The sequence below is a fragment of the Burkholderia sp. MSh2 genome, assembly GCF_000731655.1.
GTDB lineage: Bacteria > Pseudomonadota > Gammaproteobacteria > Burkholderiales > Burkholderiaceae > Burkholderia > Burkholderia paludis.
On sequence record NZ_JPGM01000019.1, the window covers coordinates 64,862 to 78,036 of the forward strand.

Here is a 13,175-nt window from a genome sequence, read left to right on the forward strand (position 1 = left end):
TTAGCCGATCACGAAAAGCGGCTGGCCGTATTCGACGGCCTGGCCGTTCTCGACGAGGATTTCCTTGATCACGCCGGCCTTGTCCGACTCGATCTCGTTGAGCAGCTTCATCGCTTCGATGATGCAGATCGTCTGGCCTTCCTTGACCGTGTCGCCGACCTGGACGAACGGGTCCGCGCCCGGCGACGGTGCGCGATAGAACGTGCCGACCATCGGCGACGTCACGACGTGGCCCTGCGGAGCGGCCGGTGCGGCGGCACCGCCTGCGGCCGGCGCGGCAGCGCCGTCGGTCGGCAGCGCGACCGACGGGACCGGCGCGCTGACCTGCGGGGCATACCCAGCCGTCGGCTGCACGTAGACCGGCGGCGCGTTCTTGACGATGCGCACCTTGCCTTCGCCTTCCGTCACTTCCAGCTCGGAGATGCCGGATTCGGAAACGAGGTCGATCAGAGTTTTCAGCTTACGAAGATCCATCGGGAATTCCCCTTTCAATACGTGAAAGCGCCGGTTTAGTGGCCGGCGCTCAATCTAGATCGCGAAATCAGCCGCGCGACGCGCCTTGCAGCTTGTCCAGCGCGTACTCGAGCGCGTACAGATAACCTTTCCAGCCGAGCCCGCAGATCACGCCTTCGGCCTGGTCGGAAAAGTAGGAGTGGTGCCTGAACGCTTCGCGACGATGCACGTTCGACAAGTGAACCTCGACGAACGGAATGCCAACGCCGGCGATCGCGTCCCGGATCGCGACGCTCGTGTGCGTATACGCGGCCGGATTGATCAGGATGAAATCGGTCTGTTCTTCCCGCGCGGCCTGGATGCGGTCGACCAGCGCGCCTTCATGGTTGCTCTGGAACGACGACAGTTCGGCACCGGCTTCCCGGGCACGGGCGGCAAGCGCCTGATCGATCTGCGCCAGCGTGACGCGGCCGTACACCTCCGGTTCCCGGGTGCCGAGAAGGTTCAGGTTGGGGCCGTGCAGCACCAGCAATCGTGTCATGGTCGCTTCTATTTCTGCGGAATTGCGCGAACTTTAGCGCTATTTAGAGAAATTTGTCTAGTTTCGCCGAACGGCCGGGCGTTCCGGGCCTGAGGGAATTGCCGGTACGGATGCAAAGTGTCGGCGAATTCACGCGAAATTGCGGCGATCGACGGACAAATGGCCGCCAACGCACGTACAGCCGTTCGGGCAGGTTACAGCGCGTCGAGCGTCTTTTTCAGCTCGGCCGGCTGGATTTGCCCTAATTTTGTCTCGCGAATCTTGCCGGTTTCGTCGATGACGACCGTAAACGGCAGCGCGCCGGCGGTATTTCCGAAATTCCGGGCCAGATCGGCGCCTGCATATCCGCTGACGAAAACCGGATAGTCGACCTTCACCTTCTGCAGGAAGTTCTTCACGTTCTGCCCGGAATCGACGCCGATTCCGATGAAACGGATGCCCTTCTGCTTGTACTGGTGCGACAGCGCGACGAGCTCGGGCATCTCCTCGACGCACGGACCGCACCATGACGCCCAGAAATTGACCACGACCTTCTGGCCCTTGAAGGCGGCCAGCGAAGCCGGCTTGCCGTCGACATCCGTGAGCGATGCCGCCCACAGCTGCTCGACCGGGCTGCCGTGCGCGGCGGGCGCGGCGACGGCGACGCCGTCACCGTCGCCGGGAGCGCCGCGGAACCAGTGGCCGGCGGCGATCCCGCCGGCAACGGCGGCGGCCGCGACTACCGCGAGCGCCATCATGCGTTTCATTGTCATCGTTGAATCATTCCGGTTCGGAAGGGGCGTCGCCTGCTTCGACGAGCGCGCGCAGCGCCGCGGCATCCGCGCGGGCGACCCGGCCGCGCGCATCGGCCTTGACCGCGCCGCGCAGGTCGTCGCTCGCATAGAGCGCGAGGTGGATGCCGATCGCGTCCACGTCGCGCCGCGGGCGCCACAGGAAGCTCAGCGTCTCGACGTCGCCGCGGCCCGCGAAGTGCCGCGTCTCGGATACGTCGTACTGGACGTTCTGGTTCAGCAGGTAGATCGCGACGTCCTTCGGGTTATCGGTAAATGCCTGCAAATGGATGTCCGAATGCGCGTTCGCGGTGCCGTTCAGCACGGCGCCCGTCACATACGGGTTGAACTCGGCGAGCCGGCGCATCCATTCCAGCGCGACCTCGCGCAGGCGGCGCAGCTCGTCCGGCTGCGTGTCGCTCTGGAACAGGGCGAGGTACGCGTGCAGTTCTTCCTCGATCTGGTCGTTATCCGGCAGCCATTCGCCGGCAACGCGCGATTCGCCGAGCAACTGGCGCGCGGCCTTGCGTTTCGCGCCGGCGTAGTCCAGGCCGTCCTCCGCGATCAGGCGGGCGGCGGACTGGGCGATTTCCTCGCGGACGCGCCGCGGGTCGACAAGAGGTTTGCGAGACATGATCCGGCAATCATACTCGATCGCCGCAGCGCCCGAGCGCAGGTGCGGCGGCCTGCCGCCGGGCGCGCCGGCGCCGTTCGCGGACATCGTTCGGGCCGCCGGGCACGGCAGGCCGTCAGTTACAATAGTGTTCTTTGTGTCGCGGCAACCGCCGTCGAACGGGCACCGGTCGCACGGCGTGTCCGGCGCGCCGCAGACGCAATCTTTCCGAATCGACGGCGCCCCGGCGGCGCGAAAGCATTCATCTATGCACATCCACATTCTTGGCATCTGCGGCACCTTCATGGGCGGTCTCGCCGTACTCGCGCGCGAGGCGGGCCACACGGTGACGGGTTGCGACGCGGGCGTCTATCCGCCGATGAGCACGCAGCTCGAAGCGCAGGGCATCACGCTGACCGAGGGCTACGGCGCCGAGCAGATCGACCTGAAACCGGATCTCTTCGTGATCGGCAACGTCGTCACGCGCGGCAATCCGCTGATGGAAGCGATCCTCGATCGCGGCCTGCCGTACGTGTCGGGCCCGCAGTGGCTGGGCGAACACGTGCTGGCCGGCAAATGGGTGCTGGCGGTCGCGGGGACGCACGGCAAGACGACCACGTCGTCGATGCTCGCGTGGCTGCTGGAGGACGCAGGCCTGAACCCGGGCTTCCTGATCGGCGGCGTGCCGCTGAACTTCGGCGTGTCGGCGCGGCTCACCGATTCGAGCTTCTTCGTGATCGAGGCCGACGAATACGACACGGCGTTCTTCGACAAGCGCTCGAAGTTCGTCCACTATCGGCCGCGCACCGCGGTGCTGAACAATCTTGAGTTCGATCACGCCGACATCTTCCCGGATCTCGCCGCGATCGAGACGCAATTCCACCATCTCGTGCGTACCGTGCCCGGAGTCGGCCGGATCGTCACGAACGGCCGGTCGGACGCGCTCGAGCGCGTGCTGGCGCGCGGCTGCTGGAGCGAGGTCGAGCGGTTCGGCGTCGACGGCGGCTGGCAGGCGCTGCCGGCCGAGGACGGCGTGCCGGTCGACGAGCGTTTCGCCGTGTATGCGCAGGCCGGGCGCGTCGGCGAAGTCGCCTGGCAGGTGCAGGGCGATCACAACCGGATGAACGCGCTCGCGGCGATCGCCGCCGCGCGCCACGTCGGCGTGCCGCCCGCGCAGGCCGCCGCGTCCCTCGCGTCGTTCCGCAACGTGAAGCGCCGCATGGAAGTGCGCGGCAGCGTGGACGGCGTGACCGTCTACGACGACTTCGCGCACCATCCGACCGCGATCGAAACCACGATCGCAGGCCTTCGTGCGCGCATCGGCCGCCAGCATGCTCGCATCCTCGCCGTACTCGAGCCGCGCTCGAATACGATGAAGCTCGGCGTGATGAAGTCGCAATTGCCGGCGAGCCTGGCCGACGCCGATCTCGTGTTCGGCTACGGCGCACCGGCGGGGCGCGACGCGCTCGGCTGGAATCTTGCCGAGGCGCTGGCGCCGCTCGACGACCGCGCACACGCGTTCGACGATCTTCACCTGCTGGTGAAGGCGGTCGTCGGGGCCGCCCGGCCGGGCGACCACGTACTCGTGATGAGCAACGGCGGCTTCGGCGGCGTGCACCAGAAGCTGCTCGACGCGCTCGGGAGCCGCACGTGATCCTGTATCTGCACGGCTTCCGGTCGTCGCCGGAATCGCAGAAGTCGCGGCTGCTCGCCGCGCGCATGGCCGAGCTCGGCCGCACGGACGAGTGGCGGTGCCCGTCGCTGTCGGTGTCGCCGCTCAAGGCGATCGCGTTGGCCGAAGCGGAAGTGGCGGGCGCGCGCGACGTGACCGTCATCGGCAGCTCGCTCGGTGGTTACTACGCCACGTGGCTGGCCGAAAAGCACGGCTGGAAGGCCGTGCTGCTGAATCCGGCCATCGTGCCGCAGCGCGATCTCGAACAGCATCTGGGCGAGCAGCCGCTATGGCACGGCGGCGGCACGATCGTCGTCGAGCGCCGTCACCTGCACGAGCTCGACGCGCTGCGCGTGCCGGCGATCACGCGTGCCGACCGCTACTATCTGTTCGCGGCCACCGGCGACGAAGTGCTCGATTACCGCGAGATGCTGGCCCATTACCCGGGCGCGAAGACGCGCGTGATCGAAGGCAGCGATCATGGAATCAGCGAATTTGCCGACTATGTCGACGACGTTCTCGCGTTTTGCGACGGAAAAGCGTCATAACCCGGCCCCGTGCCGATCGAATCCCCATCATCATGCGGCGCCGCCGATGCGGTGCCCGGCAGTCTGAACGAGAGTACTGAGTGAACGTTTTCTTCGAGGAATCGGGCAGTTTCAAGGCGGGCAGCGTGCTGTCGCGCCAGGGCGACGCATTTCAGGTCGAGTTGCCCGGCGGGCGGCGTGCGAAGGTGCGTGCGAAAGACGTGCTGATCGAATTCGAGAAGCCGGCCGCGAGCGAACTGATGCAGGAGGCCGACACGGCCGCGCAGCAGATCGATCTGGACTTCCTGTGGGAGTGCGCGCCGTCCGACGAGTTCGCGTACACGGCGCTGGCCGAGGAGTACTTCGGCACGGCGTACGGTCCGGTCGAGCGCGCGGCGCTGGTGCTGCGGCTGCACGGCTCGCCCGTGTACTTCCGCCGCAAGGGGCGCGGCCAATACCAGCGCGCACCGGAGGAGCAGCTCAAGATGGCGCTCGCGTCGCTCGAGCGCAAGCGCCAGCAGGCGCTCGTCCAGGTGCAGTATGAAGAGGAACTGAAGGCCGGCAAGCTGCCGGAAGCGTTCGCGGGCAAGGTGCTCGGGCTGCTGACGCGGCCGGACAAGAACGCGATCGAATACAAGGCGATGGAAGCGGCGGCCGGCGCGCGCGGCGTGTCGCCGGCGCGGCTGATGCTCGATTGCGGCGGCATCGCGTCGCCGCGTGCGCTGCACGAGGCACGCTTCCTCGCGGAATTCTTCCCGCACGGCACGGGCTTTCCGCCCGTCACGGTCGGTGCGCTGCCGGACGACCTGCCGCGCGCGGACGTCGAGGCGTTCTCGATCGACGACGTCACGACGACCGAAATCGACGACGCGTTCTCGGTCGAGCACCTGTCCGACGGCCGGGTGCGGATCGGCGTGCACATCGCCGCGCCGGCGCTCGGCATCGTGCGCGGCGACGCGGTCGATGCGATCGCGCGGGCGCGCCTGTCGACGGTCTACATGCCGGGCGACAAGATCACGATGCTGCCGGACGACGTCGTCGACGTGTTCACGCTGAAGGAAGGCGATTACCGTCCGGCGCTGTCGCTGTACATCATCGTCAACCGCGACACGCAGGAGATCGTCGCGAACGAGACGCGCGCCGAGCTCGTGTTCGTGAAGAACAACCTGCGCCACAACACGCTCGACGAGCTCGTCACCGAAGAGACGCTCGCGGCCGGCACCGGCGACTATCCGCACAAGGACGACATCGCCGTGCTGTGGCCGCTCGCGCAGGCGCTGTTCGAGAAGCGCCAGCTGGCGCGCGCGGGCTACGGCCTGAAGCGTGAGGTGCAGCGCAATACCGACTACAACTTCTACGTCGAAGGCGAGCACGTGTCGATCACGCCGCGCCGCCGCGGGTCGCCGCTCGACCTGATCGTGTCGGAACTCGCGATTCTCGCGAACTCGACCTGGGGCGCGTTCCTGCACGATCACACGGTGCCCGGCATCTACCGCTCGCAGCGGGGTTTCGGCGCACCGGGCCCGAAACGCACGCGGATGCAGACGACGGCCGCGCCGCACGAAGGCCTCGGCGTGCCGCAGTACGCATGGAGCACGTCGCCGCTGCGCCGCTACGTCGACCTCGTGAACCAGTGGCAACTGCTCGCGTGCGTGCAGCACGGCGTCACCGCGAAGCTCGCCGCGCCGTTCAAGCCGAAGGACGCCGATCTGTACGCGGTCGTCCAGGGCTTCGACGATACGTATACGGCCTATGCCGACTACCAGCGCCGGATGGAATATTTCTGGTGCCTGCGCTGGCTCGCGCAGGAGCAGAAGAAGCAGGTCGTCGCGAGCGTCGTGAAGGGCGATCTCGTGCGCCTCGAGGAGATTCCGCTGCTGCTGCACGTGCCGGGGCTCGGCGTGCATGCGCGCGGCACGCGCGTGCTGCTCGACGTGATGTCGCTCGACGAGCTGACGATCGAGGCGTCGGTGCGGCTGCTGAACGTGCTCGACGCGCCGACCGTGACGAGCGGCGATGCGCCGGAAGAAGAGGATGAAGCGGAAAGCGGCGACACGCTGATCGACGCGGAAGACGCCACCGCGGAGACTGAGGCGGAAGCGCTGGCCGAAGCGGACGGCGCGACGGCGGACGCCGGCGGCGAAGCCGCGGGCGGCAACGGCAACGACAGCGAGGAGGGGCGCGCATCATGAACGCGGCTGCGTCGACGAGCGGCGCCGACCGCTATGTCGTGTTCGGCAACCCGGTGGCGCACAGCAAGTCGCCGTTCATCCACGCGCAGTTCGCCGCGCAGACCGGCGAGGCGGTTGCGTACACGCACCGGCTTGCGCCGGTCGACGGGTTCGAGGCGGCCGTGCGGGCCTTCGTCGCCGAAGGCGGGCGCGGCGCGAACGTGACGGTGCCGTTCAAGCTCGAGGCGCATGCGCTTGCCGACACACTGTCGTCGCGCGCGGCGGCGGCGGGCGCGGTGAACACGCTGCGCATCGACGCCGACGGCCGCATCCACGGCGACAACACCGACGGCGCCGGTCTCGTGCGCGACATCGAAACGAATCTCGGCGTGTCGCTCGCGGGGGCGCGCATCCTGCTGCTCGGCGCGGGCGGCGCCGCACGCGGTGTCGTACTGCCGCTGCTCGACCGCGCGCCGCTGTCGATCACGATCGTGAACCGTACCGCCAGCAAGGCCGAAGCGCTCGTCGGCCAGTTCATGCAGGCCGCGCACGATGCGGGCTGCACGCTCGCGGGCGGCGGCCCCGACGTCGTGCGCGCGGAGCCGTACGACGTGGTGATCAACGCGACGGCAGGCAGCCTCGACGCCGCGCTGCCGGAGTGCGATGCGGCCGCGTTCGGTGCGGGCACGCTGGCGTACGACATGATGTACGGCGCGCAGCCGACCGTGTTCATGCAGCATGCGGCGTCGCTCGGCGCTCGCACGGCGGACGGGCTCGGGATGCTCGTCGAGCAGGCGGCCGAATCGTTCTTCATCTGGCGCGGCGTGCGGCCGGACGGCGCGGCGGTGCTGGCCGCGCTGCGCCAGGCGCTCGCGGCAGGCTGAACGGGGCGCGGCAGATGGCGGCGGTGAGCGGCACGCAGCGTACGCGGACGGCGAGCCTGGCACGCTGGATCGTCTATGCGGGATCGGTGTTCGCGGGTGCGTGGCTCGCGACGCAACTGTTCTATCTCGCGCAGATCGCGCTGTGGTCGTTCGTGAACCCGGGCTCGACCGCGTTCATGCGCACCGACGCATGGTGGCTGTCGCGCGACACGCCGCCCGCGCAGATCCGGCACCAGTGGGTGCCGTACGACCAGATCTCGCGCAATCTGAAGCGCGCGCTGATCGCGTCGGAAGACTCGACCTTCGCGACCAACAACGGCTACGACGTCGACGCGATCCTGCAGGCGTGGGAGAAGAACAAGGCGCGCGGCCGGATCGTCGCGGGCGGCTCGACGATCACGCAGCAGCTCGCGCGCAACCTGTTCCTGTCGCGCGAGAAGAGCTACGTCCGCAAGGGGCAGGAGCTCATCATCACCTGGATGCTCGAAGCGGTGCTCGACAAGGAGCGGATTTTCGAGATCTACCTGAACTCCGTCGAGTGGGGGCGTGGCGTCTACGGCGCCGAGGCGGCCGCACGCTATTACTACAAGATTCCCGCGAGCCGGCTCGGCGCATGGCAGTCGGCGCGTCTCGCGGTGATGCTGCCGAAGCCGCGCTGGTTCGACGCGCATCGCGGCTCGGCCTACCAGGCGCAGCGCGCGGCGATCATCGCGCGCCGGATGGGCGCGGCCGAGCTGCCGCAATCGGAGTGAACGGCGGCAGCACGCCGCCGCATTGTCCGTTTCGCCGCCTGTGCGCCGTTTGTGCGCTGCAGCGTATTCGTGACGCCCGCATTTCGGGCCATATCCTTTAGACGAATCCGTCTATTTCGTTTTGCTGAGCAATCCCGGCGAGTGCGCGATTTTGCCTGCCGATATGGCACGAAATCGGTGAAAGTTCAGTTGCCGCGAGTCAGTGCGCAGGTCAATGAAAGGCATGTGAAATGCAACGTTTCACGAGTCGAATTATTTCTGAAAGGTGTGCGCCGCACTGCGCATCGGCCAAATATTTCAAAATTTTTCAAAGCTGAAGGGCTCGCGTATATTGGCCAGCGCCTCGGCTTATCGGCCGCAATCGAGGCGGGGGGCGGCGTATCCGGCTGCTCGATACAAAAAACATCCGAGAGAAGGAAAGCAACGATGCCAGCGAGCAAAGCGAAGCTGTTGTTGGGAGTGGTGTTTTCTTCGCTGATTCTGACGGCCTGCAACGACGACGTGACACCGTCCGCCGCTGCCAGCGCCGACAGCTCAGCCGATCCCGCCAGTCTGGTGGACACGGCGTACAACGATCCGAACAGTTATTCGTCGAGCGCGAACGCGTCGCTCGACGCATCCGCCGCGGTTGAAAAGGCCGCCGTCACGCATCACCAGATCACGCTGAACGGCAAGACCATCCATTACACGGCCACGGCCGGCCACCTCGTCGCGCGCAATCCGCAGACGGGCGCGCCCGAAGCGTCGTTCTTCTATGTCGCGTACACGGCGGACAACCAGCCCGCGGCGAAGCGGCCCGTCACGTTCCTGTACAACGGCGGCCCCGGCTCGGCATCGGTGTGGCTGCATCTCGGCTCGTTCGGCCCGCGCCGGATCCAGACGGGCGACCCGAACGCGAACACGTCGAACTTCCCGTTCGTCGACAACCAGGAAAGCCTGCTCGACACGACCGACCTCGTGTTCGTCGACGCGATCGGCACCGGCTTCTCCGAAGCGATCGCACCGAACACGAACCAGACGTTCTGGGGCGTCGACCAGGATGGCGGCGCGTTCCGCGATTTCGTGACGCGCTACCTGAGCGTGAACCAGCGCAACGACTCGCCGAAATACCTGTTCGGCGAATCGTACGGCACGCCGCGCACCGACGTGCTCGCGAACCTGCTCGAGACGGCCGGCGTGAAGCTCGCGGGCATCGTGCTGCAGTCGTCGATCCTGAACTACAACACCAACTGCGACATGGCGAGCGACTATGTCGGCAACTCGAACAACGGCTCGAGCCCGGTGAGCTGCGCCGGCTTCGTGCCGTCCTACGGCACCGTCGGCGCGTATTACCAGCTCGACAATCCGAATCCGTCGAGCCTGCCGCAGTATGCCGACCAGATGCGCCTGCTGACGGCCGGCAGCTATTCGCCTGCCGTGAACGCGTACCTGGCGAGTCATACGGCGCCGCCGCCGAGCCTCGTCACGACGATGGCGAATTCGACCGGCGTGAAGCAGGCGCTGTGGAACGCGAACTTCAACGTGATCCCGACCTTCTTCGACAACAGCTTCCAGCTGTCGCTGATTCCGGGCACGCTGCTCGGCCGCTACGACGCGCGCGTGAACGTGCCGGTATCGAGCCCGCTCGCGTCGGGCGGCGATCCGTCGAGCACGTACATCACGCAGCCGTTCACCGACACGATCGGCCAGTACCTGCCGAACGAGCTGAAGTACACCGCGCAGTCGGCGTATTCGCTGAGCAGCAACGCGATCAATACGTGGGACTGGACGCACGACGGCCTCGCGATGCCCGACACGATCCCCGATCTGGCGGCCGCGCTGACGCTGAACCCGTCGCTGAAGGTGCTGTCGCTGAACGGGTATCACGACATCGCGACGCCGTTCTACCAGACCGAACTCGACCTCGCCCGGCTCGGGACGCAACCGAACCTGACGATCAAGGACTATCAGGGCGGACACATGGTCTATCTCGACGATACGTCGCGGCCGCAGGAGAAGGCCGACCTCGTGACCTTCTACAACGCGGTCGCGCACTGACGCGATGCGCGAGACCGGCGGCAGGCGCCCGTGGCGCCGCCCGCCGGCCGTCGACGACCTCATTCCTGACTGGAGCCTGATATGAAGAATCGTTTCATCGTCGTTGCCGCGGCGCTCGCATGGGCCGGTGCCGCAACATCCGTATCCGCGTTCGCGCAGGCGAGCGACACCGCCGCGCCGGCGCGGGCGCGCCAGGCGCAGCTCGGCGATCCGTACGTGCCGCCGGCCGCGCGCAAGGCGACCGCCGGCACGCAGACGACGGGCGCGGCGCTGCATGCGCAGGTGGTGCGCAAGCTCGCACGGCAGTTCAGCGCGGCCGACACGCAGAACACCGGTTCGATCACCGAATCGCAGGCGCGCGCGGCGGGCCTCGGCTATGTCGCGAACCACTTCCGGCAGATCGATTCCGGCGGCAGCGGCCGCGTGTCGTTCGCGGACGTACAGCGCTACATGCAGGCACGCAGCACAAGCCAGCAGTAAGCGCGGCGCGCGGTGAGCAAACGGGGGCGGAACCTGCGATACGGCGGGTTCCGCCCCCTTGCGCATGGTGCCGCCGTCATGTCGCGGACGCGGCGGATCATGGCCGGATTCTCATTATCTGGACAATACATTCAAATATTGGAGACGCGTTCACGCGCTCCTACAATCCGAAGCACATCGACGGCTTCGGACCCACGCATCGCGCGGCGCCCGACGCACACGGAGACACATTCCATGAAGTTCGCCGGGCGTTTTACTCGGTGCATCGACCGCCGCCTCGTGGCCATGCCGGACGCGGTTCCGGCGTCGCGCGAGCGGCTTCACCGATTCCGTTGAAGAAGCCCGTTCCATGACCAAGATGCCCGACTCCCTTGTACTCGACGCCCGGCGCGCGACGCCGGACGGTGCGTCGCTCACCGACAGCATCGGCGCGACCAGCACGCCGCTCGATCTTGCCGCCCAGCAGGCCGGCACGCAGACGCTGCTGCGCGGCCTCGCGATTCTCGAGGCGATCGCGAACGGCGCGCGCGACATGCGCGCGATCGGCGCCGCGCTCGGCACGACGCGCAGCACGACGCACCGCCTCGTCAGCAGCCTCGTGCAGGCGCGCTACCTGCGGCAGGTGCAGGGCGGCTACCTGCTCGGCCCGAAGCTGATCGAACTCGGCACGATCGCGCTCGAACAGATGCCGCTCACCGCCGTGGCGCGTCCGCACCTCGAAGCGCTCGCGGAAGCGACGCTCGACACGATCCACCTCGGCGTGCGCGACGGCGACGACGTGCTGTATATCGACAAGATTCCCGGCACGCGCGGCCTCGAGATGCGCTCGCGGGTCGGTCACCGGATGCCGCTCGCGTCGACCGGCATCGGCAAGGCGATGATGCTCGACCTCGATCCCGACCTGTGGAGCACGCTGTTCGAGGCCGCGCGGCGCGCGCTGGCCGGCGTCAACTTCAAGCCGGACAACCGGCCCGAGACGAGCGCGTTCCTGCAGCGCATGGCCCATTACGCGGCCGGCGGCTACACGTTCGACCTCGAGGAGAACGAGGCGTCGATCCGCTGCGTGGCCGCGCCGATCCGCGACGCGTCGGGCGCGATCGTCGCGGCCGTGTCGGTGGCGAGCACGATTCCGTACATGCCGCACGACCGGATGGACGAACTGATTCCGCTCGTGCAGCGCGAAGCGCGAGCCATTTCCGCGGAACTGGGCTGGAGCCCGCCGCAGGGTACCCGCAGGATCAAACGATGACGATTTCGACCCGGCCCGTTCCGGATTCCAGTTCCGCTTCCCCGTCGCTGATCGCGCTCGACTGGGGCACGACGTCGCTGCGCGCGTATCTGTACGACGCGCACGGTGCGATCGTCGACACGCGCAGCCGCGCGGCGGGCGTGATGCATGTGCCGGGCGGCGGCGCGCGCGCATTCGACGCGGTGTTCGAGGAAGCGTGCGGCGACTGGCTCGACCGTACGCCCGGCCTGCCGGTGCTCGCGGCCGGCATGGTCGGCAGCGCGCAGGGCTGGCGCGAGGCGCCGTACGTCGCGGTGCCGGCCGGCGCCGACGCGCTCGTCGCGGGCCTCATCACGGTGACGTCGTCGCGCGGCGCGACGGTGTCGATCGTGCCGGGCGTCATCGCGACGGGCGAATTGCCCGACGTGATGCGCGGTGAAGAAACGCAGATATTCGGCGCACTCGAGAACGATCCCATGCTTGGCGCCGATCGTTCAGGGCTACTGATCGGATTGCCGGGCACGCACGCAAAATGGGCGTGGGTCATGGACGGGCTGATCGAGCGCTTCCAGACCTTCATGACGGGCGAGTTGTTCGCGGTGCTGCGCGACCACACGATCCTCGGCCGCACGATGCGCGCCAGCGTGTCGCCCGATCGCGCGGCGTTCATGCGCGGCGTCTCGGTCGCGCGCGGGGCGCAGCGCACGGGGCTGCTCGCGACGATTTTCAGCACGCGCACGCTCGGCCTGACCGACCGGCTCGCACCCGATGCGCAGGGCGACTATCTGTCCGGCCTGCTGATCGGCCATGAACTCAATGCGCTCGACGCGATGCTCGCGGAGCGCGGCATCGCGCTCGCGGACCAGCCGCTGCGGCTGATCGGCGACGACGGTCTGTGCGCGCGCTACGTCGATGCGCTCCAGGAATTCGGCCATCCGCATGCGCAGGTCGTCGCGCATGCGACCGAACGCGGCCTGTGGCGGATCGCGTCGCGCGCCGGGCTCGTGCGCACCGATGGCGAACCCGCCTTCGCCGACCAATGAACCG

General features: G+C 67.6%; 13 protein-coding genes. 9 read left to right on the plus strand and 4 right to left on the minus strand.

Features of this window, described 5'->3' with window-relative positions:
* The 4 genes from accB to GQ57_RS13050 form a co-directional block, all read right to left on the minus strand.
* Positions 1 to 474, minus strand: coding sequence for an acetyl-CoA carboxylase biotin carboxyl carrier protein (accB, locus tag GQ57_RS13035; protein WP_031398914.1), 474 nt, complete (start codon positions 472 to 474; stop codon positions 1 to 3).
* A gap of 67 nt (positions 475 to 541) precedes the next feature.
* Positions 542 to 994: a type II 3-dehydroquinate dehydratase gene (gene aroQ, locus GQ57_RS13040; RefSeq protein ID WP_027783493.1), complete on the minus strand. Its 453-nt coding sequence runs from the start codon at positions 992 to 994 to the stop codon at positions 542 to 544.
* A gap of 194 nt (positions 995 to 1,188) precedes the next feature.
* The gene (locus GQ57_RS13045; RefSeq protein WP_031398913.1) at positions 1,189 to 1,746 is read right to left on the minus strand and encodes a TlpA family protein disulfide reductase; all 558 of its coding nucleotides are present in this window, start codon (positions 1,744 to 1,746) and stop codon (positions 1,189 to 1,191) included.
* 7 nt (positions 1,747 to 1,753) lie between these two features.
* Positions 1,754 to 2,398, minus strand: a complete 645-nt coding sequence (locus GQ57_RS13050) for a hypothetical protein (RefSeq protein ID WP_031398912.1) — start codon at positions 2,396 to 2,398, stop codon at positions 1,754 to 1,756.
* Between the two features lie 247 nt (positions 2,399 to 2,645).
* Here GQ57_RS13050 and mpl point away from each other — a divergent pair, with 247 nt between their 5' ends.
* The 9 genes from mpl to GQ57_RS13095 all read left to right on the plus strand — a co-directional run bounded on the left by mpl (position 2,646) and on the right by GQ57_RS13095 (position 13,171).
* On the plus strand, positions 2,646 to 4,031 hold the full coding sequence (gene mpl, locus GQ57_RS13055; RefSeq protein ID WP_034198058.1) for a UDP-N-acetylmuramate:L-alanyl-gamma-D-glutamyl-meso-diaminopimelate ligase: 1,386 nt from the start codon (positions 2,646 to 2,648) through the stop codon (positions 4,029 to 4,031).
* Positions 4,028 to 4,597: a YqiA/YcfP family alpha/beta fold hydrolase gene (locus tag GQ57_RS13060; protein ID WP_034198059.1), complete on the plus strand. Its 570-nt coding sequence runs from the start codon at positions 4,028 to 4,030 to the stop codon at positions 4,595 to 4,597. The genes mpl and GQ57_RS13060 overlap by 4 nt, the downstream gene beginning before the upstream one ends.
* Before the next feature lie 80 nt (positions 4,598 to 4,677).
* Positions 4,678 to 6,768, plus strand: coding sequence for a ribonuclease catalytic domain-containing protein (locus tag GQ57_RS13065; RefSeq protein WP_031398909.1), 2,091 nt, complete (start codon positions 4,678 to 4,680; stop codon positions 6,766 to 6,768).
* Positions 6,765 to 7,631 (plus strand): shikimate dehydrogenase, encoded by an 867-nt coding sequence (gene aroE / locus GQ57_RS13070; protein WP_034198060.1) that lies wholly within the window; start codon positions 6,765 to 6,767, stop codon positions 7,629 to 7,631. Before GQ57_RS13065 ends, aroE begins: the two co-directional genes overlap by 4 nt.
* Positions 7,632 to 7,645: 14 nt before the next feature.
* The gene (mtgA, locus tag GQ57_RS13075; protein ID WP_034198061.1) at positions 7,646 to 8,383 is read left to right on the plus strand and encodes a monofunctional biosynthetic peptidoglycan transglycosylase; all 738 of its coding nucleotides are present in this window, start codon (positions 7,646 to 7,648) and stop codon (positions 8,381 to 8,383) included.
* Positions 8,384 to 8,809: 426 nt separating this feature from the next.
* Complete coding sequence (locus GQ57_RS13080) at positions 8,810 to 10,420, plus strand: S10 family peptidase (RefSeq protein ID WP_031398906.1); 1,611 nt, start codon at positions 8,810 to 8,812, stop codon at positions 10,418 to 10,420.
* A gap of 81 nt (positions 10,421 to 10,501) precedes the next feature.
* Entirely contained in the window at positions 10,502 to 10,900 is a 399-nt protein-coding gene (locus GQ57_RS13085; protein WP_034198062.1) for an EF-hand domain-containing protein, read from the plus strand.
* A gap of 349 nt (positions 10,901 to 11,249) precedes the next feature.
* Positions 11,250 to 12,149: an IclR family transcriptional regulator gene (locus GQ57_RS13090; protein ID WP_031398904.1), complete on the plus strand. Its 900-nt coding sequence runs from the start codon at positions 11,250 to 11,252 to the stop codon at positions 12,147 to 12,149.
* On the plus strand, positions 12,146 to 13,171 hold the full coding sequence (locus GQ57_RS13095; RefSeq protein ID WP_034198063.1) for a 2-dehydro-3-deoxygalactonokinase: 1,026 nt from the start codon (positions 12,146 to 12,148) through the stop codon (positions 13,169 to 13,171). The genes GQ57_RS13090 and GQ57_RS13095 overlap by 4 nt, the downstream gene beginning before the upstream one ends.
* Positions 13,172 to 13,175 lie beyond the last annotated feature (4 nt).

Excerpts from the sequence above, each read along its gene's own strand:
- GQ57_RS13095 (WP_034198063.1), top strand. The coding sequence starts at position 12,146 with ATGACGATTTCGACCCGGCCCGTTCCGGATTCCAGTTCCGCTTCCCCG.
- GQ57_RS13050 (WP_031398912.1), bottom strand. The coding sequence starts at position 2,398 with ATGTCTCGCAAACCTCTTGTCGACCCGCGGCGCGTCCGCGAGGAAATC.
- aroE (WP_034198060.1), top strand. The coding sequence starts at position 6,765 with ATGAACGCGGCTGCGTCGACGAGCGGCGCCGACCGCTATGTCGTGTTC.
- aroQ (WP_027783493.1), bottom strand. The coding sequence starts at position 994 with ATGACACGATTGCTGGTGCTGCACGGCCCCAACCTGAACCTTCTCGGC.
- GQ57_RS13080 (WP_031398906.1), top strand. The coding sequence starts at position 8,810 with ATGCCAGCGAGCAAAGCGAAGCTGTTGTTGGGAGTGGTGTTTTCTTCG.
- accB (WP_031398914.1), bottom strand. The coding sequence starts at position 474 with ATGGATCTTCGTAAGCTGAAAACTCTGATCGACCTCGTTTCCGAATCC.
- GQ57_RS13045 (WP_031398913.1), bottom strand. The coding sequence starts at position 1,746 with ATGACAATGAAACGCATGATGGCGCTCGCGGTAGTCGCGGCCGCCGCC.
- mtgA (WP_034198061.1), top strand. The coding sequence starts at position 7,646 with ATGGCGGCGGTGAGCGGCACGCAGCGTACGCGGACGGCGAGCCTGGCA.
- GQ57_RS13085 (WP_034198062.1), top strand. The coding sequence starts at position 10,502 with ATGAAGAATCGTTTCATCGTCGTTGCCGCGGCGCTCGCATGGGCCGGT.
- mpl (WP_034198058.1), top strand. The coding sequence starts at position 2,646 with ATGCACATCCACATTCTTGGCATCTGCGGCACCTTCATGGGCGGTCTC.
- GQ57_RS13090 (WP_031398904.1), top strand. The coding sequence starts at position 11,250 with ATGACCAAGATGCCCGACTCCCTTGTACTCGACGCCCGGCGCGCGACG.